Raw genomic sequence first — 23,530 nt, forward strand, 5'->3', positions numbered from 1 at the left:
GTTACAAATTAAGCATCAAAATTCAGACTTAAAATCGAATTGGATGTTAATTTAAAATAAAAAATCCCCTCACCGAAGCAAGAGGATCTGAGTACAAAGTATAAATGAATTTACGATCGAGCGTAAATGCTTATCGTTTGATTAATTTGTTGGTAAAAATTTCGAAATTATGAAGGGCTTTGATCACATAAATTCCGACAGGAAGTTCACGTATATCAAATGCTTTTCCTTTTTCAAATTTTCCGGTAAAGGTTTTCAGTTTTTTCCCGGTCATATCGTAAATCTCAACTGACTGAACTTCTTTGTTCAAATGAAATGAGCCGGAAGTCGGTGTCGGATAAACCTGAATTTTTTCTTGGGATGGATTTTCATCTGAAATGCCCATTTCAGGAAGTTGGTTTCCGTAAATATGGAACTCTCCAGGTTGTAAACTGATCGTGAAATTCTCGCTGGTTGAGGTCACATTGAGTGTTTCTTCGGTCAATAAATCATACCAAATTCCAGTATAAGGAAAATAAGGAATGATGTCTTTTTCAACCACATCAAAGTTGGCAACTACAACGACATTTTTCAATTCGGAAGGCTCGATTTCGTCGTTCCAAACATAAATTCTCGGCAGCAAATCACCAGACTGGATATCATAAGTTGTCGTATTGAAAACCTCTTGTGAAATGCGTAATTGGATGATGTCCGCCCAAGTATTGTAAACCGCCAAACGGTTTTCATCTGTCGTATAACCGATTTCAGATGGAATCGGCTTTGGATCTGTACGACAAGCATCGCTGATCGTTCCGTCTTGACAATGGTTGATGCTGAAATCATATCCCAATTCTCCAAACTGCCACAACATTTTCGGTCCGGGAATGGTAAACAAAATCGCTCCTAATGCTTGTTGGCGTTCTAAAGCGGTTTCGGTGTCTTTTACATCATAAGTTCCGCTTTCATTTCCCCATTGGGAGTTTTTGTACATCATGCGTTCTTCATCATGGCTTTCTGCGTAAGCGACGTTTCGTCTGCCCGGATAGCCTTGGGTTTCATGATCAATCCAACTGAAAGAACTATTTTCAACCCAACCCATCGTGTTTTGGTTGTAAGGTTCGGTCGCTTTGTTCCACAACATGATTCCTTTTCCTTCCGGGAATTTATAATTGGCCCATTCGATTTGTTCTTCATGCGAACCGCCATAGCCCAAATGTTCAAAAATGATGTAGAAATCATCATCCATCGCCCATTGGTAATCAGCATATTGTTTCAAAATCGCGACACGATCAGCTTGGTAATTATTGGTACATTCTTCGTCTGAAGCGCTACAGTTTTGGGTAAAACCTTTAGTCAAATCCCATCGGAATCCATCGATTTTGAATTCTTCCATCCAATATTCGACTGTTCTTCTGACGTAATTTTGTGTGGCAAAGGATTGATGGTTCAAATCATAACCGACGTTATAAGCATGACGCGCTTCAGTATTCAGGTAAGGATTTTCAGCTGTCGGATTTCCAAATCCGTCTCCATCGGGATCGTCCATCCACATTCTGACCAACGGCGATCGACCGAAAACATGGTTCAATGCAAGATCCAAAATCACAGCAATTCCGTTTTGGTGACATAAATCGATGAATGCTTTCATAGCATTTTTATCACCATAAGCTTTGTCGAGTGCCATATGGTAAGCGGTGTTGTAGCCCCAAGAAATATTGCCTTCAAATTCCATAACCGGCATGATTTCGATGGCGTTGACGTTGAGGTTTTTGAAATAATCGAAATCATCTATCAAGGAATTCCATGTTTTTTCCGAATTAAAATCACGAATCAACAATTCGTACACGACCAAATTTTCTTTTGCCGGACGGTTAAAGTTCTCAATTTGCCAATCGAATTCGGGTTGGTTCGTTTGCAAAACGGATACTTCAAATTCTTGTCCGTCAGGATATTCCGGTAAGTTTGGATACATTTCCGGCGTGATATAAGGATCGTCCCAAGGACTTAAAACCAATGTTGAAAAAGGATCGGCTGTTTTGATGCCGTCGCTGGTTCGGTATTGGAACGTATAGATTTGTCCAGGAGTTAAATCATTGATTTCGAGCCAATATAAATCAGGATTGGTCGTATCGCGTTTCATGAGATAATTATTTTGAATCGTCCAATCGTTAAAACTTCCGATCACGTGCACAAAACTTTTTCCGGGTGCGTACAAAGCCAGCGTAACCCGCGTTGTAGTTTGATTGTAGTTGATCCCTTGATCTACCCAATCCGGAATGGCCTGAGATTGTACGACTGGCGTAACGATTGCCGTAAATTCTATGGAAATGCTTTGTCCGCCGGAATGTGTAGCGGTCAATTCAAAATTGATGGTTTCGTTGATGGCATAGTTAAAAGCATAATTCGAAGTATTATTGGACGAATTGACAATCGTTCCATTGGCTTTTAATGACCAATTAGCATTTAAAGAAGTAGAAGCCGTGATGTTGAGGTTTTGCCCTTGATTAACGGTTACGGTTGCTCCGTTTGTAGGATTGGAAGCAATTAGTTGGAATCCGCCAACGGGAATGGTATAATCGGGATTGGTTTGTTGGGTGCCGTCTGCGCTTCTGAAAACCACGTTGATCGCAGAAATGTTGCTGGATTCCGGTGCGCCAAAGTAGGCAAATAGGGTAGGCGACATGGTCAAAGAATAAGTCGTTCCGGACACATGTGTCAAAGCAGGTTGAGCGCCATTATCTCCCCATTCTCCGATGACGTTTTGCCAGGCCTCTCCGTTTACCGTTACGCCCATATGCGCATAAATAGTTCCATTGTATCCGGCCAATCCAGTTCCGGCTTTATCAAAATACAAGATGACTTGTCCATCAGCTTCAGGTGGATTGGGGACAGTGGTTACTTGACCAAATGCAACTGAACCGAAAAGTAAAATAATGAAGTAAAATAATTTGTTCATGTGTAAATTTTAAAAAAAAGGCCGCTCATATTGGGCGACCTTTTTGATAATGATATTTATTCGCTTGGCGTTATGGAATAGGTATTGGTCGAAAGATCAAATACCACATCATAATTTCCATCTGCGGCTATTACGATATTTGCTCCCCCGTTTTCTAAGGTTCCATCCGCACCATCATCTCCATAATTCAATCCCCAATCGTTATCAGCTCTGAATTTGATTTCTCCGGCTACTAATTGAACACCATTGATGTACCAAATGCCTTGGCCTGATGCATATTCGCTTGAATAATCAATGTTCAAAGGAACGTCAGGACCGTCCCAACCATTTGGTGTAGCAGAACCGACTAGTCCCCAAATATTTGGAATGGACTCTAACTCATAAGTCATGTCGTTCATGTTGACCGTTACGACATATTTTCCTGCAGTTACCATGATGTTGTCTCCTCCTAAATCTAGGACACCATCATTACCAGTATCGCCCCAATTGGTTCCCCAATCGTTGTTCAATCTGAATTTCATTTCGCCTTCGGCCAATGCAACGATCGCTCTGAATTGGTCAGAAGAAGAATCAAAAACCATTTCCACATCTGGACCATCCCAACCGTTTGGTGTAGCGGAACCTACAATTCCCAACGACCAAGTTTCGATGGAATAAGTTAAAGCATTTAAGTCAATGGTAATTTTGTATTTTCCGGCTGTAACAGGGATATTTGGGCCATCCTGAACCAAACTTCCACTCGTACTGCTGTTTCCTCCATAGTTGATGTTAGGAGCATCCCATGAATTATTCATTCTGAATTTAATTTCTCCATCCGTTAATGTTGCATAAGCGACAATGATTCCATTGTTCTCGCTTCCTTGCTGTTTCCAGAAAGGAACATCCGGACCATTCCATCCATTTGGTGTAGCAGAACCGACCACTCCCCATGGAGTAGAAAGATCCAAAACGTCTGTATAAGGTGTAACTGTAATGGAAACGGTCTCGGAAATCAAATCATGATTATCTGTCGTTCCAATTCTGGCGATTACCCGAAAGTCGATCGTCCCTTGTGTTTCCGGTAAAATTCCGAAAGTAACCGCTCTTGAATTTAGCTGCCCAACGGTCATACTAAAGGAAGTTTCGGTTGAGTTCTGTAAAGTAGCCGGAGCTGCAAAATTGGTTCCGCCCAAAGCTGCTTCCAAAATGTAAGTAACGGGCGTGTTAACGTTTAGTGTGGTTTCGTTCCAAGAAAAAGCCAAAGCTTCCAAACTTGCATTCTCACTCAATAAAACTTGGGTAGTATCACCTGTTACGGATACAGTAGGCGCCTGTTCAGATCCGCTAAGCATCGTATAATCATCATCCGTACAGGAAGAAATCATTCCTGAGATGAACAGGATTCCGAATATATATTTTAATAATTTCATGTGTCTAATTTTTTAAAAATTAATAACCCGGATTTTGAGTCAGATTAGGGTTTGCTGATAAATCGGCAACCGGCAACGGGTAAATGTCGTATTTAGCATCGGTAGAAGTTCCTTCCGGTGATTGTCCTTTCCAAGGCCAAACATAAGTTCCGCCCGTAAATTTTCCGAAACGCACCAAATCCGTTCTTCTGGTTGCTTCCCAATACAATTCTCTTCCTCTTTCATCCAAGATGAATTGGTCGTTGATTTGTCCTGCTGTAACCGTCGAAGCATTGGCACGCGTTCTCAATAAGTTCACATAAGTCGCATCAGCTCCTCCCGTTCTCAATTTGGCTTCTGTCCACATCAAATACACATCACCCAATCTGAACAAAGGAAAATCTACGCTAACTTGGCTTGCATCGTTTGAACCGGTAGTACCGGCTGTTCCGTCAGCATTTAAGTTTTTAAATTTGAATACGCCAAATCCATTGCTGTATTGGGTTACATCTGCCATTTCCAATTGTTGTCCTTCAGTAAAGAAAGTTCCATTTCCACTTGAGTAGACTTTTCCACGTGTATCTACAACATTGTTAACATTTCCATCTGCAGCAAAAAGTTGCACCAAATTTTTGGTCGTACGGGTTCCGCCCCATCCACCACCTGGTACACCCAATTCAGATGGGCTTGCGTCTCCACCTATGGAAGCATTGATGATGAAGGTCATTCCACCAAAAGTCTGCATATAGTTTGCATCATAAGGAATTGCAAAAATGATTTCGTTTAAGGCATCACCTTGGTGATTGTCTGCTCGGAAAAGATTTTCATAATTGGCAGCTAAGGAATATCCGCCGTTCATGATTTTTTCACAATACGTGATACAATCTGCATAACGAGCTGTTCCGGTATAGACTTCAGCGTTCAAATACATTTTGGCCAAAAGCGCCCAAGCGGCAGCTCTGTCAGCGCGGCCATAATGTCCGGCGGTACGCGGAGCCACCATTTCGTTTTCGATGGCGATCAATTCAGATTCGATATAATTGAACAATTCCGTTCTGGAATATTGCGGTGGATAATAGCCTCCAACCGGATCGTTTTCCGTTTTGAATGGAACATTTGCAAACAAATCCATCGCATGGTAATAGCCCAAAGCTCTTAACCAACGGGCTTCTGCGCGGTATTGATGCACAACTGCTTTGTCAGCATCAGAAAGTCCGATTGCGTTCAATTGGTCATCGCCTGAATCGCGTAAAAATTGATTGGCCAATTCGACCTCATATAAAAATCGGCTGTATCCGGCATTGATGAATTCACTTGAACTGGACCAAGTTTGGAAATTGAACGTTTGTAAAGTTCCGTCGTTCCATGCGATTTTGGTTTCGTCTGTTGGCAATTGTTGCAATTGCCAATAAGCACGTAAATATTGTCCAAATCCTTCATCGATTCCTCCGATGTCGCCTTGTCCTGCAGATCCTTGTTGACCTGATAAAGCCAATCCGGCATAAACTTTTGCGATACCTGAAGTATAATCTTCCAAATTTTGGTAAGCATTTCCACCGATGATTTCGTCCGGATCTTCAATTTCTACATCTAAGTCATCTACACAGGCCGTTGTGAAAAACAAACTGGATAGAAAAACAAATAAGATTGAATATTTTATATTTTTCATTGCTGTTGATTTAATAAGTTAAAAGTTCACATTTACACCTAAGGTATAGATTCTTGGACGCGGATAAACATTGTTATCGATTCCACTTCCGATTTCTGGATCTAGTCCATCATATTCCGTAATGGTAAATACATTTTGAACGGTTCCGTAAAAACGCATATTGGTTTTGCCAAAGATTTTGTCAAACGTATAACCCAAAGTCATATAATCCATCTTCAAGAAAGAAGCGTTTTGGATATAATAATCTGAGAAATATTCGTTGTTCTCAAATTGTGAATTCAAAGCGTCAGCCTGAATGTTCGCCAAATATCCGTTGGTTCCGCGTGTTGCAGCATAAGTTCCGACGTTTGAAGCGACGTTGTTGTACAAATAATTTCCAATGTTGGCACGCATAGAGAATCCGAAATCCCAATTTTTATAATTCAAATTGGAGCTGAATCCCAACATCCAATCCGGTCTTCCACTATGGAAAATACGCAAATCCTGGTCGTTGATTTGACCGTCTCCGTTTTGGTCAACATAAGCCCCTTCGATAGGCGTTCCGTTTGCGTCATAAACTTGTTCATATACATAGAACGAATAAGAAGGCGCACCGACCATATTGGCCAATACCAAATTTCCAGTTCCTCCTGCAATAGCATCACCTGTTAAGTAAAATTCGTTGTTTCCGGCACCTGAAATTTTGGTGATTTCGTTTTCATTGAATGTTGCGTTTGCATTTACAGTCCAAGTGAAATCTGTTGATTTGATCAGATCTCCACCGAGTGCGATTTCCACACCTCTGTTTTCCATGGTTCCGATGTTGGTTGTGATTCTGTTGTTCAAATTCGGAAGTGGAGCAGCCACATTTTGGATCATGTCTTCCGTTTCTTTTAGATAATATTCAACTGAACCCCACATTCTATTGTTAAAAAATCCGAAATCTAAACCGATGTTCCATGTCGTCGTTTCTTCCCATTTGATCAATGGATCATAAATGTTGGGACGCAAAGTCGGTACATAATTTCCACCGATTGGGTAATAAGCGTATTGGTTAACAGAGCTCAAATAGATCGGCAAATAAGGATAAGGTTGGTTGTTCAAATTCTCCTGACCTGTAATTCCCCATCCGGCACGTAGTTTTAAGTTAGAAACCGTTTTTGAATCTTTAAGAAATCCTTCTTCCGAAATATTCCAAGCCGCAGCCAATGAAGGGAACCATCCCCATCTTACGTCTTCCGCAAAACGAGAAGTTCCATCATAACGCAAAGTACCGGTTAACAAATACTTTTCGTTGAAGGTATAATTGAAACGTCCAAAAAACCCTAACAATACACGAGTGTTAATGTCCGAAATTTCACTGTTTAGTACTTCTCCGTTTTCGCTGGTGCTCAACTCATGGTTGTCATAATCAAAACTTTGGTAAGAATAACCAGCCGTTACATCAAATAAACTTTTGATGGAAGCAACTTCTTTGTTATAATTCAAATAAAAATCAAACAATTGATTTCTTCTGATTTGATCATAATCTCTCCTTAATCCTCCATTGTCAGGAACATCAGAATTATAATTCATGCGTGCAAAAGCAGGGACAGTCTCTGAACCGCTGGATTGTGAATAATCCAATCCTAAATTCATCACCGCTTTTAAATCTTCAAATCCATGGATTTTATAATCAAACTTCACGTTTCCAACCAATCGGTTGACATAAGAATGATTGTCTTTCAACATCAATAATGCAAGCGGATTTCTTGTTGCATTGGCATTTGGATTTCCATCCGCATTTAACCATTCCCAATAACCTCCAAAGTCAGAGTTCCCCGAATAAACCGGCTGCGTCGGATCCATCATGATCGCAGAACCGATGGCTCCTGTGTCAGCAAATTGGTTTTCTTCTACAGATCCTTTTGCATTGATGTCAATTTTCAAATGATCGTCCAATAAAGATGGCGACAAACTAACTGAAGCCGTAGTTCGTTCGAAGTTGCTGGTTTTCAACATACCATCTTGATTGGTGTATCCAAGTGATAAACGGAAAGGTAGGTTCGGAGTGATGTTTCCGGTCAAACCTACATTGGTATCATAACCCAATGCTTTTTTAAAGATTTCATCTTGCCAGTTGGTGTTAGCAGTACCCAATAAAGCAGCCACATCTTCATTGGCTCTTTCATTGATTACCTGACGGAATTGATCGCCCGATAAAACATCAACTTGATTGATACGGTCTTGAAGCGATACGGAACTGTTTAAAGTTACACCTAGTTTTTTGTTTTTATTTCCTCTTTTTGTAGTGATGATGATCACACCATTGGATGCTCTTGCGCCATAGATGGCCGTTGCAGAAGCATCTTTTAAAACACTGATGGACTCGATGTCCGCTGAATTGATGTAATTCAAAGGATTGGAGGAACCCGCAATCGAAGCCCCATTATCCATCGGAACACCATCTACGACAAATAACGGATCATTTACCGCATTGATGGAAGAACCACCTCTGATTCGGATCAGTGATCCGGTTCCAGGTTGTCCACCACCTGTGGTAATCGCCAAACCGGCTACTTTTCCGGTCAACAATTGCTCCGGTGCAGTTACGATTCCTTCGTTAAAATCTTTTTCCGTAACGGCGACCACAGAACCTGTTGCGTCTTTGTAAGTAGTTGTACCATATCCGATTACGACGACTTCATCCAATTGAAATGAAGAGGAAGTTCGCATGGTGATATTGAGCGAAGACTCATTGTTATAATTGATGGACATATCATCATAGCCATCCAATGAAAACAAGATGACGTCACCCTCACTGGCTTGGAGACTGAAAGCACCATCCAAATCTGTAAAGACTTCTTCCAGTGTGCTTTGGTTAGTGACAGTAACATCAGGAAGCGTAAATCCGGCTTCGTCCTCAGTTACCACTCCGGTCACTGTTGTTTGTGCGACTGCCCATATCGGGACAACCAAAAGGCAAACAACATAAATTTTGTTCAATAATTTCATCTGTTTAAATTTTATTGTTTTAAATAGTCAGATGGAATTCGCCATAAATCTGTTCAAATAGATTTCCAATTTTACGGCTCATTTCAACCCTCAGTTATTAATTAACGTTTTGAAAAAAATGTTATATTTTTACTTCTCGGTGTTAAAAATATGTAAATAGAACATATGTTGGTGTAGTCGCGACACTATAAAAAACTCCGAAAACGTTTTCGTGTTGATAAGTTTTTCAATTTCTTTAAGAATTCTAAGTAATTGAAAGATAAAAATTTAAAAAACTTGGAGAATTGAAGAAAAATGTAACCTTAAAACAAATTGCCAAAGAATTGGGCGTTTCCGTTTCTACCGTTTCTAAATCTCTTCGCGATAATGAAGAAATTGGTCTGGAAACTCGACAAAAAATTCAGGCATTTGCCAAAATGTACAATTACAAACCCAATAGTATTGCATTAAACCTTCGCAATAAATCCACAAATTCGATTGCGATCATCCTTCCCCAAATCGTGAACCACTTCTTTACCAACGTGGTACAAGGAATTGAGTCTGAGGCCAATCGTCGGAATTACAACGTCATCATCGCAGTCTCAAATGATTCTTTTGAAAAAGAAGTCCTCAATATGGAAACTTTGGTCAACGGAAGCATCGACGGTTTCATTCTTTCTGTCGCAAAAGAAACGATGAAAAGAGGTGATTATCATCATTTTAACGAAACCATTTCGCAAGGCGTTCCCATAGTTATGTTTGACCGGGAAGTCCAAGAGGTAAATTGTGATAAAGTGGTGATCGATGATGTTCAGGGAGCAAAAGAAGCCACACAGAAATTACTGAAAACCGGCTGTAAACGTATTGTATTTATTACAACAGAAGACTTTGTTTCGGTAGGAAATCTTCGATTAAAAGGATATAAGGAAGCTTTAATTGAAAGTCAGATTGAAATTGACGATGCATTAATTATCAAAGTGAAAGACCAATTTTCTTCGGACGAAATTGAAAAATTCATCTTTCAAGAATTGGAAAAACTAATCCAAATTTATCCGGATGTAGACGGACTCATCGGCGTAAACGAGTTCTATACCATTACAGCTGCCAATTATTTTAAAAAGAAAGGCTCTAAAATTCCGGGTGAGGTCTCCATCATCGCTTTTTCAGACGGAGATTTGCCCAAATATTCCTATCCGAGTTTAACGGCGGTTCGGCAACACGGCCGCGAAATGGGAGAAGCCGCAGCCAAACTTCTACTTGATAAATTGGAAGGCATCACACCGGAAGAAGAATACCAAACCATCGTCATCGAAACCGAATTAAAAGAAAGAGAATCTACTAAGTAGTGGCGTGGTTGAGTGGTTGAGTGGTTGAGTAAATGGGTGAGAGTTTATAGGATGGGGAAATTTTATTCTTTAAGAAAGCTGTTAAACGATAAATTGATCATTTTTGCTTGTATTTTTGATGTGCAACATTCAAAAATCATGACAAAATTTAACATTAAATCTTTTTCATAAATTATTCTAAATCAAATTATCCATTATATTTGCCTTGTCGAAACTTATATTTTTACTTCTCACATGATTATAGGTTTTGATAAGCTTTTAGCTTATCGTATTGTTTAACAATTAATTACGATAATGAAAAAGCGTAAATTAGGATTTCTCGAAATCTGGAATCTCAGTTTCGGTTATCTTGGTGTACAAATGGGATTTGCACTTCAAAATGCAAATGCCAGTAGAATTCTCAGCACTTTTGGTGCAGACATACATCAATTATCATGGTTTTGGATCGTGGCGCCATTGATGGGTTTGGTCGTTCAACCAATAATCGGTCATTATTCAGATAACACTTGGTCCAAATTCGGAAGAAGAAAGCCTTATTTCCTTTTGGGCGCGATGTTGGCTTCGATTGGATTAATTCTCATGCCGCAGGCAGGTGCTTTTACAGCAATTCTTCCGGCACTTTGGATGGGCGCAGGATTTCTGATGATCATGGACGCTTCTTTCAACATTGCGATGGAACCCATGCGCGCATTTGTTGCAGACATGTTGCCATCAGATCAGAGAACCTTGGGGTACTCTATTCAAACCGTTTTGATTGGTTTGGGAGCTGTGATCGGTTCTTGGTTGCCCTATGTTTTGAGCAATTGGTTTGGGGTTTCAAATGAAGCGGCAGTCGGAGAAATTCCTTTGCATTTGATTTTGTCATTTGGAATTGGAGCCGTTGCAATTGTCGTGACGGTATTGATAACGGTATTTACTACAAAAGAATATTCGCCTGAAGAACTGGAAGCCTTTGAGAAAGCTGAAGGAAAAACAATCCTAGTAGAAGAAAAAGCCAGTTTCTCCCAAATCTTCAAAGATTTTGGCCAAATGCCCAAAACGATGAAGCAATTGGGTCTGGTTCAATTTTTCACCTGGTTTGCGCTATTTGGCATGTGGGTTTTTTCCACACCTGCGATTGCGCATCATGTTTATGGACTTCCACTGGATGACAACCACTCTGCCACGTATCAAAAAGCAGGAGATTGGGTTGGGATTATTTTTGGGGTATACAATGCAGTTTCAGCTGTTTATGCCTTTTTCTTACCCGCCATTGCCAAAAAATTAGGAAGAAAAAAAACACATACGTTTTCTTTGATCGCAGGTGGTTTGGGTTTGATCTCCATTTATTTTATTCAAAATCCAAATTATTTGATTCTTTCTATGGTCGGTGTCGGAATAGCTTGGGCGAGTATTTTGGCGATGCCTTATGCGATTTTGGCAGGATCGATTCCAGCCAAAAAAATGGGGGTTTATATGGGAATTTTCAACTTTTTCATTTGTATGCCCCAAATTGTCAATGCAGTAATTGGTGGACCGATTGTAAAATATTTCTATGGTGGAAATCCGATTTATGCCATGATGACCAGTGGGATTGCTTTGATCATCGCCGCTCTTTTTGTGATGCGTGTACATGATGTGGACGAACCTTTAATCACCAATTAAAATGATAAACACCTACATATTTGATCTCGACGGCGTTATCGTCGACACGGCGAAATACCATTATTTGGCATGGAAAAATTTGGCTGATGAACTCGAAATCGATTTCACAAAAGAACACAACGAATTATTAAAAGGCGTAAGCCGAATTCGTTCACTCGAAATCATTTTGGATTTGGGTAATAAAACCATTTCCGATGCAGATTTTGATCGGTTTTTACACAAAAAAAACGAAGAATACCTTTCCTATATTGAAAAAATGAATGCTTCCGAAATTCTTCCAGGGGTTTTAAATGCATTGGATTTCATCAAGAAAATAGAAGGAAAAATCGTTTTGGGGTCGGCGAGTAAAAATGCCAAACCGATTTTGGAAAAAGTTGGGTTGTTGGATTATTTCGATGCGATAGTAGATGGAAATGATGTTTCCAAAGCCAAACCCGATCCGGAAGTATTTTTAATCGGTGCGGAAAAAGTCAAATCAAATCCAGTCAATTGTGTCGTTTTTGAAGATGCCGTTGCCGGAATTCAAGCTGCAAATAGTGCAGGGATGCTCAGCATTGGCATTGGAGAAAAAGAAATTTTGAAAGAAGCCGATTTTGTTTTTTCGGACTTTAATCAAATTTCAAATGAGTTTTTAGAAAAATTAGAAAACAACTAAAAGTACTTTGTACGTATTACATTATACTTATTACAATTAAAAATGAATCAAAATTATATCATACCGGATGCGTGGTCGATCATCGAAGAAGGATTTGACAAAGATCGCGTGATGTCATCCGAAAGTCTTTTCAGCATAGGAAATGGCGCAATGGGACAACGCGCCAATTTCGAAGAAATGTACACCGGAGAAACTTTTCAGGGGAGTTACATCGCCGGGGTTTATTATCCCGACAAAACCAAAGTGGGTTGGTGGAAAAACGGCTATCCTGAATATTTTGCCAAAGTTTTAAATGGGCCAAACTGGATCGGAATCGATATCGAAATCAATGACGAAATTCTAGATTTAAATCAAGTAGAAGTTTCCAACTTCCGTCGCGAATTGAATATGAAAGAAGGTTGGCTCGGGCGTTCTTATTCTGCAAAATTGAAAAATGGAACTGAAATAGAAGTCCATGTGAAACGATTTCTGTCTTTGGATTTAGACGAATTGGGAGCGATCAAGTATGAAATTAAACCTTTAAATAATTCCGCTAGAATTAATTTCAATCCTTATGTCGATTCAGGCGTAAAAAACCGCGATGCAAATTGGGAAGAAACTTTTTGGGAACCGATTATTTCCGGAATTGACAACGAATTTGGATTTGTGCAAGCCAAAACATTCAAAACCGGATTTAACGTCGTGACTTTCATGGAAAATTCCATTTTTATCAATGATCAAAAACAAAAAATTCATTCTTCCGAAAATATTCAATCCGAAACCAAAGTTCAGTTGAAATATGAAGTTGATGTCAACCAGAATGAAACCGCTTCTTTAGTAAAATTCGGCGGATATACCGTTTCGACGAATCATGATGAAAAAGAATTGGTAAAAGCTGCACAAAGTGTTTTGGCGAAAGCAAATGATTTAGGATTTGAGAAATTATTCCAAAATCAAAAAAAGGCTTGGGCCAAAATCTGGGAAATGGCAGATATCACCATCGATGGCGATGTCAAAGCCCAACAAGGCATTCGCTTCAATATATTTCAATTGAACCAAACTTATTTAGGTAAAGACGCCCGATTGAACATCGGCCCAAAAGGATTTACCGGAGAGAAATATGGTGGATCAACTTATTGGGATACAGAGGCTTATTGTCTTCCTTTTTATATGGCGACCAAAAATCAGGAAGTAGCACGAAATCTTTTGGTTTACCGATTTAATCATTTGGAAAAAGCCATCGAAAATGCAGAAAAATTAGGATTTAAAAACGGAGCAGCGCTGTATCCGATGGTCACGATGAACGGTGAAGAATGCCATAACGAATGGGAAATCACCTTTGAAGAAATCCACCGAAACGGTGCGATTGCATTTGCGATTTACAATTATGTTCGGTACACGGGCGATTTCAGTTACGTTCCGGAAATGGGATTGGAAGTTTTAATCGGGATTGCGCGTTTTTGGCACCAAAGAGTGAATTGGTCGGAAGCCAAACAAAAATTTGTAATGCTCGGTGTGACCGGCCCCAATGAATATGAAAACAACATCAATAATAATTTCTATACCAATTATTTAGCGAAATGGTGTATCGATTATACGATCGAAAACATAGAGAAATTGGAAAAGGAATTCAACTCGGATTACATCCGAATTTTAAACAAAGTTCGACTGTCCAAATCCGAAATCGCCGAATGGAAAAATGTTTCCGACAACATATATTTTCCTTTCTCGGAAGAACATGGCGTTTATTTACAACAAGACGGATTTTTGGATAAAGATTTAAAACCTGTTTCCCAATTGGACTCTTCGGAAAGACCGCTGAATCAGAAATGGTCTTGGGACCGGATTTTGCGTTCGCCTTATATCAAACAAGCTGATGTTTTACAAGGATTTTATTTTTTTGAAGATGATTTTTCGGTAGAAGAATTGGAAAAGCATTTTGATTTTTATGAACCTTTGACTGTTCATGAATCCTCGCTTTCGCCTTGTGTACACAGCATTCAAGCAGCGAAATTGGGACGAATGAATCAAGCTTACGAATTTTACTTAAGGACTTCACGTTTGGATTTGGATGATTACAACAAAGAAGTGGAAGAAGGTTTGCACATCACGTCGATGGCGGGAACTTGGATGAGTATCGTGGAAGGATTTGGGGGAATGCGTGTGAAAAACGGGAAATTGTATTTTGAACCTAAAATTCCTATTGAATGGAAAAGTTTTTCGTTTAAAGTCAATTTCAGAAACCAAATATTGAAAGTGAATGTTTCACACGAAGGAACAGAATTTTCGCTTGATGGAAATGATCATTTAGATGTGAATCTGAATGGAAAATCTGTAAGAATTGAACCTGGTAACTTTGTAAAAGTGTAAATTATAAACGACCTCCAAAATTATTTTCAGATTGTATATGACCTTGACGTAAATAAAAATGTAACCACATAGAAAAACTAGATAACTATCTGGTTAGTAGTTAAACTTTAAATTAATTAAAAATGAAAAATAATATTCTGAATCTAAGTATAATGCTGTTGATTGCGAGCCTTTCCTTTGGGCAGCAATTGAAGTCTCCCAACGGAAATTTCACAATGGAATTTGCTTTGTCTTCAAACGGAACCCCAACGTATCAATTGAATTACAAAGGAAAACCGGTCATCAAAACCAGCCAATTGGGATTTGAATTGAAATCCAAAAATATGGATATGGAGTTTGACTCGCAAAAATCGGTAGAAGCCGAAAAAGCTAGAGCCATGACCAATCTTCAATCAGGATTTAAAGTAAGTGATTTGAAAAATTCAACTTTTGATGAAACTTGGAAACCGGTTTGGGGCGAAGTTTCAGCAATAAGAAACCATTATAACGAATTGGCGGTAACGCTTCATCAAGACAAAACGGATCGAAATATTTTGATTCGTTTCCGCTTGTTTGATGATGGATTGGGATTCCGATATGAATTTCCGGAACAGAAAAACCTGACTTATTTCGTCATCAAAGAAGAAAAAACGCAGTTTGCAATGACCGGCGACCACACCGCTTGGTGGCTTCCGGGCGATTATGACTCACAAGAATACGATTATACCGAATCCAAACTTTCTGAAATCAGAGGATTGTTTGACACGGCGGTTACAAGCAATGCTTCGCAAAAACAATTTTCCAAAACCGGAGTTCAAACGGCTTTGATGATGAAATCAAGCGATGGAATTTACATCAATTTGCACGAAGCAGCTTTGATCAATTTTGCTTGTTTGAGTTTAGAATTGGACGATAAAAATTTGGTTTTCAATGCGCATCTCACACCCGATGTTTTGGGTGACAAAGGTTACATTCAAGCGCCGACCACAACACCTTGGCGTACGATCATCGTGAGCGATGATGCACGTGATATTTTGGCTTCAAAGATGACGTATAATTTAAATGAACCTTCCAAAATCGACGATACTTCTTGGATCAAACCGGTGAAATATGTCGGCGTTTGGTGGGAGATGATCACCGGAAAAAGTTCATGGGCATATACCACTGATTTTTCAACGGTTCAATTGGGTGTGACCGATTATTCAAAAGCCAAACAAAGTCCAAACCACGGCGCCAACAATGATCACGTAAAATCCTACATCGATTTTGCTTCGAAACATGGGTTTGATGCGGTTTTGGTAGAAGGATGGAACGAAGGATGGGAAGATTGGTTCGGCAACCACAAAGATTATGTTTTTGATTTCGTGACACCTTATCCCGATTTTGATGTGAAAATGTTGAATGCTTACGCAAAATCAAAAGGAGTTGAATTGATCATGCACCATGAAACTTCAAGTTCGGTTCGTAATTACGAGCGCCACATGGACAAAGCCTATCAATTTATGAAAGACAATGGTTACAATGCCGTGAAAAGTGGCTATGTTGGTGATATCATTCCGAGAGGCGAATACCATTACAGCCAAAATACAGTCAATCATTTTCAGTATGCCATTGAAAAAGCGGCAGATTATCAAATCATGGTCAATGCACACGAAGCGGTTCGTCCGACGGGTGTTGCGAGAACTTGGCCGAATTTAATCGGAAATGAATCTGCGCGGGGAACGGAATTCCAAGCTTTTGGTGGTTCAAAACCCAATCACACAACGATTTTACCTTTTACCAGATTGATCGGTGGGCCGATGGATTATACACCGGGAATTTTTGAAATGCACATCGAAAAAGTAAATCCAAACAACAAATCACATGGGAATTTCACAATCGCAAATCAATTGGGATTGTATTTGACCATGTACAGCCCATTACAAATGGCTGCGGATTTGATCGAAAATTACGAACGCTTTCCCGATGCGTTTCAATTCATCAAAGACGTTCCGGTGGACTGGCAGGACAGCAAGTATTTGGAAGCCGAACCGGGAAAATACATAACGGTAGCGCGAAAAGATAAAAACTCCAACAATTGGTTCATAGGTAATTCAAATGGTTTGGAAAAAAGAACTTCGAAATTGAAATTGGACTTTTTGGACAAAGGAAAAAAATATGAAGCAACCATTTATGCCGATGCTAAAGATGCGCATTATAAAACCAATCCACAGGCTTATGTGATTTCGAAACAAAAAGTAACTTCGAAATCGGAGTTGAGTTTGACATCCGCTCCGGGTGGTGGATTTGCAGTAAGTATTGTTGAAGTGAAATAAAAATCTGCGTTTATCTGTGCAATCTGTGGGCGATTTATTTCCCGCAGATCTCGTAGAGTTTCGCAGAAAAACTAAATTAAATATGAAGAAATTAACATCGATTTTATTCCTATTCATTCTAATCAATTCATTTGCCCAAATTCAAAAAATAGAACCAGAATTTTGGTGGAGCGGCATGAAAAACACCGAATTGCAATTGTTGGTGTATGGAAAAAATATCAACCATTTGGTGCCGGAATTTTCGAACGGAATTCAAATCAAAGAAGTCCTAAAAGTTGAAAATCCTAATTATCTTTTTGTAACGATCGACACCAAAGGTGTTCAACCTGGAAAAGTAAAATTGAACTTTAAAAAAGGAAAAAAAACAGTTCAATCCTTTGATTATGAATTCAAATCAAGAGAAAACAATTCCGCTCAGCGAAAAGGTTTCGACAGTTCAGATGTGTTTTATTTATTGATGCCGGATCGTTTTGCAAATGGAAATCCCAACAACGATAACACCAAAGAAACAGCCGAAATCGCCAATCGTTCTGACCTGAACGGTCGTCATGGAGGAGATTTGGAAGGAATCATCCAGAATCTTGATTATTTGGACGAACTAGGCATTACGACGATTTGGAGTACGCCGCTTTTGGAAGACAACGAACCGGCGTATTCCTATCACGGGTATGCGCAAAGCGATTATTATAAAATCGATCCGCGTTATGGAACCAATGCTGATTATAAACGATTGGCAGACGAATTGCACAAACGTGAAATGAAATTGGTGATGGATTATGTGACCAATCATTGGGGATCTAAACATTGGATCATTCAGGATTTACCTATGGAAGATTGGATTCATGTTTGGCACACGGAAGAAGCCCAAAAGCAAAATGGATTTCAGCGAAGCAATTACCGCATGACGACACAATTTGATCAAAATGCTGCGGAAATTGATGCTGAAGGCTGTATGGATGGTTGGTTTGATACAACGATGCCGGATATGAATCAGAGCAATCCTTTGGTGTTGAATTATATGGTGCAAAATGCGATTTGGTGGATAGAATTTGCCGGATTGGATGGATTGCGGGTGGATACGTATTCATATAATGATAAAAAAGGAATTGCCGAATGGACCAAACGCATCATGGACGAATACCCAAATTTCAACATCGTAGGCGAAATCTGGATGCATGACCAAGCCCAAATGGCTTATTGGCAAAAGGACAGTAAAATCGGAGCATTGGATAATTATAATTCCAATTTGCCTTCGGTGATGGATTTTACTTTGCACGATGCAATTGGTTTGGCGTTCAAAGAAAATCAAGGTTGGGACAGCGGAATGATGCGTGTTTATGAAAATTTCACAAATGATTTTTTATATCCGGAAATCGACAACATCATGGTATTTGCGGAGAATCATGACACCAACCGATTCAATGAAATTTATTCGAATATTGAAGACTACAAATTAGCGATGAGCTTAATTCTTACCATTCGCGGGATTCCGCAGCTATATTATGGTTCCGAAATCGGAATGAAAGGTGATAAAGGAAAAGGTGATGGCGACATCCGTCGTGATTTTCCTGGTGGTTGGGCTGGAGACAAAAACAATGCTTTTACGGAAGAAGGAAGAACAGCTGAACAAAAAGCTTATTTCAATTTCACCAAAAAATTATTGAACTGGAGAAAAGGAAAAGATGTGATTCATACTGGAAAGACTTTACATTTTATACCGCAAGAAAATGTGTATGTGTACTTTCGACATAACGAGAAAGAATCCGTTATGGTGGTTTTGAATAGTTCGGAGAAGGATCATAAGTTGGAATTAAAGCGATTTATGGAAGGAATTAAAGATTTTACAGCGGGAAAAGATGTGATGAGCGGAAATGAATTTAAATTAACCGATCAATTGAAAGTAAAAGCGAAATCTTCTTTGATTTTGGAGTTGAAATAAGTAATCCGATTAGCCCTGCCAGGGTTTCAAACCCTGGCAGGGCTGTTAAGAAAAAATACAATATGAAAAAATTAATCATAACAAGTCTAAGTTTATTCTTATTTGCTGTGGCTTGTAAAAAGGAAAAAACAGTAGAAGTAGACCAATTGGCGATGAAAGAATATTCGCCTGCGGAAATGGAAAATGCAGTGATTTATGAAGCGAATATCCGTCAATATTCGCCTGAAGGAACCTTTGAAGCCTTTACGAAAGACATTCCCGAACTGAAGAAATTGGGTGTAAAAGTGATTTGGGTGATGCCGATTCAACCGATTTCGATGAACCGAAGAAAGGCAACTGGCGATAAATCGATTGAAGATATCACCGACCCGGAAGAAAAGAAAAAATATTTAGGCAGTTATTATGCGATTTCCGATTATACGGCGGTTCATCCCGATTATGGAACGCTTGAAGATTTTAAGAAATTGGTTGATACAGCACATGAAAATGGAATGTATGTGATTCTGGATTGGGTGGCCAATCATACCGGATGGGACCATAAATGGATAAAAGAACATCCTGAATTCTATCAAAAAAATGCAAAAGGAGAAGTAACCGATCCGCTGAATCCAGAGACGGGCGAAACCTGGGGCTGGACGGACGTTGCGCATTTGAAATATGAAGACCGAGGGCTTTATGATGCGATGGCTGAGGAAATGGTGTATTGGATCAAAGAAGCGAACATCGACGGATTTCGTTGTGATGTGGCGGATAACGTGAAATACGATTATTGGGAATTTGTGTATCCGAAATTGAAAGAGCAGAAACCGGTTTTCATGTTGATGGAATCTAACAAACCTGAATTGCTAAAAGGTATTTTTGATATGGGATACAATTGGCCTGTGCATCATTTGATGAACGAAATCGCAAAAGGAGAGAAGAATGTTTCGGATTTTGACCAATTGATTTCGGAACAAGATTCGATGTATCAAAAACAAGATATCATGATGAATTTTACTTCCAATCACGATGAAAACGCATGGAACGGAACGGAATACGAGCGACTCGGCGATGCAGTGGAAACCTTTGCTGCTTTGACTTACGTGCTTCCGGGAATGCCGTTGATTTACAATGGGCAGGAATATGATTTGGATAAAAGGTTGAAGTTTTTTGAAAAAGATACGATTCCGCATGAAAAGGGAAAAATGTTTCCAGTATATGAGAAATTGGGGAAATTGAAAAAGGAAAATCCGGCGTTAAATGGTGGCGTGAACAAAGCTTCTTATGAACGAATTCAAACTTCGGACGATAAACATATTCTCGCATTTAAACGTGAAAAGGATGGAAAGAAAGTTTATTTCATTGCCAATTTATCTAAGGAAAGCAAAACCTTTACCTTACCGATTTCCGGAGAATTTGAAAATTATATGATGGGCGAAAAATTCAATTTAGAAAAAAGCCAGGAATTGGAGTTTCAACCCTGGCAATATTGGATTTTGGTAGATGAAATGGAATAGAAAACAGGAATTGAGTTGGTTTAATCAAAAATCATCATACGGGGTCCTCTTCCAGGCCCCCGTTCTTTTTTACCGCCAAATTTGTCCAATTTGAACCCAAGCGAGAACATCAAATAACGTTTCAAGACATCATTTTGAACATCAGAAATATAAGTGTCTGAAACCGTTCTTCTATCTCCGGTATTTTGATTCAAAATATCATAAACTTTGACTTTGAAAGTAAGTTTGTCTTTCCAGAAATTATACGCCAAACTTGTATTCCATAAAAAGAAATCTTTTTTAAATCCGTCGGCGATATTGGAATTATAGGTATAACTGAAATCGTTTCCAAACACGAAGTTTTTCGGCCAATAATTCGTCGTGGTCAATTTAGCTGTATGGACGATATTGGTTGAATTTTCGATTTGATAATTTTCATAATCTGTGAATTGGTACCGCAAATTATAGCTTGGATTTACGGTTAAAATTTCGCCTAAATCCCAATTGAAATTCACACGAGGGGAAAGACTGATGATTTTTGACAAATATTCTGCACCATCCACAAATCCTTTATTGGAAGAGTGGTTGACGCCGATTCCACCACCTAAACGAAACTTGCTTTTCCCTTTTGTAAAAGATTTGTTTCCGTTCACTCCAGCCCAGAGATTATAGTTTCCATGGACATTTCTATAAGTCGAAGTCGTCACGAAATCTTCATCGATTGAGCGGAAATTGGTGATGGCAACTTCGTTAAAATTCCCTCCGAAATAAACATTGTATCCTGTGCGGGTTTGAAAGTTGAAATTATTGTAGCCGAAATAAACATTATGCGTTTTAGTTGGATCTAAATCAGGATTTCCGATATAATAATTCAAAGGATTGTTACGGTTTTCAATCGGCAATAATTGTTGTGCCGAAGGCAAATCTACACTGTAACTATAATTGAAATAAAGCGAATTCCCTTTCCCAAACCGATAATTTCCATTGGCAGAAATAGAAGGAAGCGTATAGTCTTGTCTTTGGAAATAGGTTTCTGAAAGATAATTTCCGTTGTTTTTTTGTGATAAAAATTGAACACCACCATTTAGGGACAAATTGAATTTCTTTTTTCGCCATTTAAAGGCAGCATAAGGGTTGATGTTATAAAAATCAGACGCATACTCGAAACTTAAAAATTCGTTTTGCGTCACATAGTCCTGAAAAGTTTCATCATAATTAAAAGTATAGGTGTTGTCCGTCCTGTTTCTGATGGCATAATCTGAACCTAAAGCAAGATAAGCCGAATCCAGAACCGGAATTTCATATTCTAAATTGAATTCAAATTCATCAGACTGATTTCGGTCTTGTGTATATTGATTCCTGATGTCATCAGCATCGCCTGACTGATAGAAATAGGTGTTGGAAATATTGTAAGCATCGGCTTTATCACGTGAATTGGAGTTGGAGAACTCTAAGTTCAGTTTGGATTTATTTCGAAATGATTTGAAGAAATTGATGTTGTTGCTGAAAGTTTGTTTGGATTTTTCATCTTCCGTTGTTCCATTGCTTTCATTCAAAAGTTCTCCAGCTTCATTGACTGAATTCTTATCAAAAATACTGGAAGATTTGGTTTTATTGTACGCATAACCCGGTTCAAACCAAATGGTAGAAGTGGAGTCAATTTTCACTTCCAATTCGGTGGTAAAATTATGGTTGTAGGACTGATTGCGTGATTTCGTAACTGAAGTCGTCGTGTACAAATTGTCGGGCAATAAATTTTGTTGCACCGTTCGGTTGTTGTTTTTCGTGTCAGAATCGGTATAATAATAACTTCCGTTGAACTCGATATCTTCGTCTGCCCAACTATCCGAATAATTGATTCCACCGACGTTGGACTGTGTAATTCCGTTTCCAGAACCACCAAAATTGATCCCATTGATGCTGAAAGATCCGCTGTCATTCATCCATACAGAACGATTTCTCCCGCCGGACATATTGTCAAAAATATCATTCATAGAAAAACCTACGGAATTGATGTTATTGGACGAGCCTAAAATGCTCAGTCGGGTATTTCCTTTAAAATAATTGGCCATCAAACTCGATTCATAACGGTCATCCGTTCCGTATCCGCCCATCGCTTTGAGCATAAATCCTTTGTTTTTATCTTCATCTATGGTGAGGTTGATACTGGAATTGTTTCCACTGGCTTTGTCACCTGAAAGTTCTTCCTTTTTGGTTTTGGTGTCGGTGACTTGGACTTTATTGATGAGATTGGCCGGAAGATTTTGTAGTGCAATTTTTCCGTCTTTGTCAAAAAAGGGTTTTCCGTTGACCAGAATTTGATTGACTTCTTTTCCGTTGACCGTTATTTTTCCTTCTTCATCGATTTCTACGCCGGGTAATTGTTTGAGAAGCGTTTCCACATTGGCGTCCGGACGGACTTTGAACGAAGAAGCATTGAACTCCAAAGTATCGGTTTTGATGCGAATCGGTGGCGCACCTGAAATGACAACGCCTTCCAAATCGATGACCGTTTTGAGTTGTACTTCACCTAAATTTTTATTTTCGGTTAAAGATTCAAAATCAATTTGATAACTGCCTGACAAATCATCTGATACCGTAAAAAATACCGGTTTTTCTATTTTTTTTACTTCCAAATTGAAATTTCCTTCGGCATCGGTAATCGAATACTCCACAACAGTTGAATCTCTCTTCAACGAAAGATAGACGGTAGCGGCCTCAACGGGCGTTTGAAGGATTTCGTCAATGGCGGTTCCAGTGATATTTACTTTTTCTTGTGCAAAATTGTAGGAGAAAAATGCAAAAAATAGAATAAGGAGGAAAGGTCGAAACATGAAAATCAAATAAAATTCTTGCAAGTTTACAAGGAAATTGGGATGGGAGC

Annotated in this window: 12 protein-coding genes; 7 read left to right on the plus strand and 5 right to left on the minus strand. The window is 39.1% G+C overall.

All coding sequences use genetic code 11. The annotated features are described in order from the left end of the window. Positions 1 to 130: 130 nt before the first annotated feature. Genes HU137_RS04935 through HU137_RS04950 form a run of 4 tightly spaced genes read right to left on the minus strand, consistent with a single transcriptional unit; the run spans position 131 to position 8,965 of the window. Entirely contained in the window at positions 131 to 2,935 is a 2,805-nt protein-coding gene (locus HU137_RS04935; RefSeq protein WP_182042679.1) for an alpha-amylase family glycosyl hydrolase, read from the minus strand. A 56-nt stretch (positions 2,936 to 2,991) separates the two neighbouring features. Next, entirely contained in the window at positions 2,992 to 4,344 is a 1,353-nt protein-coding gene (locus HU137_RS04940; protein ID WP_182042680.1) for a SusF/SusE family outer membrane protein, read from the minus strand. A 19-nt stretch (positions 4,345 to 4,363) separates the two neighbouring features. Continuing rightward, complete coding sequence (locus HU137_RS04945; RefSeq protein ID WP_182042681.1) at positions 4,364 to 5,992, minus strand: RagB/SusD family nutrient uptake outer membrane protein; 1,629 nt, start codon at positions 5,990 to 5,992, stop codon at positions 4,364 to 4,366. An 18-nt stretch (positions 5,993 to 6,010) separates the two neighbouring features. Further along, positions 6,011 to 8,965: a SusC/RagA family TonB-linked outer membrane protein gene (locus HU137_RS04950; protein ID WP_182042682.1), complete on the minus strand. Its 2,955-nt coding sequence runs from the start codon at positions 8,963 to 8,965 to the stop codon at positions 6,011 to 6,013. Positions 8,966 to 9,249: 284 nt separating this feature from the next. Here HU137_RS04950 and HU137_RS04955 point away from each other — a divergent pair, with 284 nt between their 5' ends. From HU137_RS04955 to HU137_RS04985, 7 genes are all read left to right on the plus strand, one after another. Beyond that, complete coding sequence (locus HU137_RS04955; RefSeq protein WP_182042683.1) at positions 9,250 to 10,290, plus strand: LacI family DNA-binding transcriptional regulator; 1,041 nt, start codon at positions 9,250 to 9,252, stop codon at positions 10,288 to 10,290. 294 nt (positions 10,291 to 10,584) lie between these two features. Beyond that, complete coding sequence (locus tag HU137_RS04960; RefSeq protein WP_182042684.1) at positions 10,585 to 11,934, plus strand: MFS transporter; 1,350 nt, start codon at positions 10,585 to 10,587, stop codon at positions 11,932 to 11,934. A gap of 1 nt (position 11,935) precedes the next feature. Further along, positions 11,936 to 12,589: a beta-phosphoglucomutase gene (pgmB, locus tag HU137_RS04965; protein WP_182042685.1), complete on the plus strand. Its 654-nt coding sequence runs from the start codon at positions 11,936 to 11,938 to the stop codon at positions 12,587 to 12,589. 42 nt (positions 12,590 to 12,631) lie between these two features. Next, on the plus strand, positions 12,632 to 14,938 hold the full coding sequence (locus HU137_RS04970; RefSeq protein ID WP_182042686.1) for a glycoside hydrolase family 65 protein: 2,307 nt from the start codon (positions 12,632 to 12,634) through the stop codon (positions 14,936 to 14,938). Between the two features lie 122 nt (positions 14,939 to 15,060). Then, positions 15,061 to 17,232 carry a glycoside hydrolase family 97 protein gene (locus tag HU137_RS04975; RefSeq protein WP_182042687.1) on the plus strand — a complete coding sequence of 724 codons (2,172 nt, stop codon included), beginning with the start codon at positions 15,061 to 15,063 and terminating at the stop codon, positions 17,230 to 17,232. Between the two features lie 82 nt (positions 17,233 to 17,314). After that, complete coding sequence (locus HU137_RS04980; RefSeq protein ID WP_182042688.1) at positions 17,315 to 19,171, plus strand: glycoside hydrolase family 13 protein; 1,857 nt, start codon at positions 17,315 to 17,317, stop codon at positions 19,169 to 19,171. A gap of 62 nt (positions 19,172 to 19,233) precedes the next feature. Further along, positions 19,234 to 20,667 carry an alpha-amylase family glycosyl hydrolase gene (locus HU137_RS04985; RefSeq protein WP_182042689.1) on the plus strand — a complete coding sequence of 478 codons (1,434 nt, stop codon included), beginning with the start codon at positions 19,234 to 19,236 and terminating at the stop codon, positions 20,665 to 20,667. Between the two features lie 20 nt (positions 20,668 to 20,687). On the opposite strand, the gene HU137_RS04990 is transcribed toward HU137_RS04985, so the two are convergent. After that, positions 20,688 to 23,480 carry an outer membrane beta-barrel protein gene (locus tag HU137_RS04990; protein WP_182042690.1) on the minus strand — a complete coding sequence of 931 codons (2,793 nt, stop codon included), beginning with the start codon at positions 23,478 to 23,480 and terminating at the stop codon, positions 20,688 to 20,690. Positions 23,481 to 23,530 lie beyond the last annotated feature (50 nt).

Source organism: Moheibacter lacus (genome assembly GCF_014042165.1).
Classification (GTDB): domain Bacteria; phylum Bacteroidota; class Bacteroidia; order Flavobacteriales; family Weeksellaceae; genus Moheibacter; species Moheibacter lacus.

What these genes read in the sequence shown, in the direction of transcription:
- HU137_RS04940 (WP_182042680.1), bottom strand. Translation starts at nt 4,344, where the DNA reads ATGAAATTATTAAAATATATATTCGGAATCCTGTTCATCTCAGGAATG.
- HU137_RS04980 (WP_182042688.1), top strand. Translation starts at nt 17,315, where the DNA reads ATGAAGAAATTAACATCGATTTTATTCCTATTCATTCTAATCAATTCA.
- HU137_RS04950 (WP_182042682.1), bottom strand. Translation starts at nt 8,965, where the DNA reads ATGAAATTATTGAACAAAATTTATGTTGTTTGCCTTTTGGTTGTCCCG.
- HU137_RS04960 (WP_182042684.1), top strand. Translation starts at nt 10,585, where the DNA reads ATGAAAAAGCGTAAATTAGGATTTCTCGAAATCTGGAATCTCAGTTTC.
- HU137_RS04975 (WP_182042687.1), top strand. Translation starts at nt 15,061, where the DNA reads ATGAAAAATAATATTCTGAATCTAAGTATAATGCTGTTGATTGCGAGC.
- HU137_RS04945 (WP_182042681.1), bottom strand. Translation starts at nt 5,992, where the DNA reads ATGAAAAATATAAAATATTCAATCTTATTTGTTTTTCTATCCAGTTTG.
- HU137_RS04935 (WP_182042679.1), bottom strand. Translation starts at nt 2,935, where the DNA reads ATGAACAAATTATTTTACTTCATTATTTTACTTTTCGGTTCAGTTGCA.
- HU137_RS04970 (WP_182042686.1), top strand. Translation starts at nt 12,632, where the DNA reads ATGAATCAAAATTATATCATACCGGATGCGTGGTCGATCATCGAAGAA.
- pgmB (WP_182042685.1), top strand. Translation starts at nt 11,936, where the DNA reads ATGATAAACACCTACATATTTGATCTCGACGGCGTTATCGTCGACACG.
- HU137_RS04985 (WP_182042689.1), top strand. Translation starts at nt 19,234, where the DNA reads ATGAAAAAATTAATCATAACAAGTCTAAGTTTATTCTTATTTGCTGTG.
- HU137_RS04990 (WP_182042690.1), bottom strand. Translation starts at nt 23,480, where the DNA reads ATGTTTCGACCTTTCCTCCTTATTCTATTTTTTGCATTTTTCTCCTAC.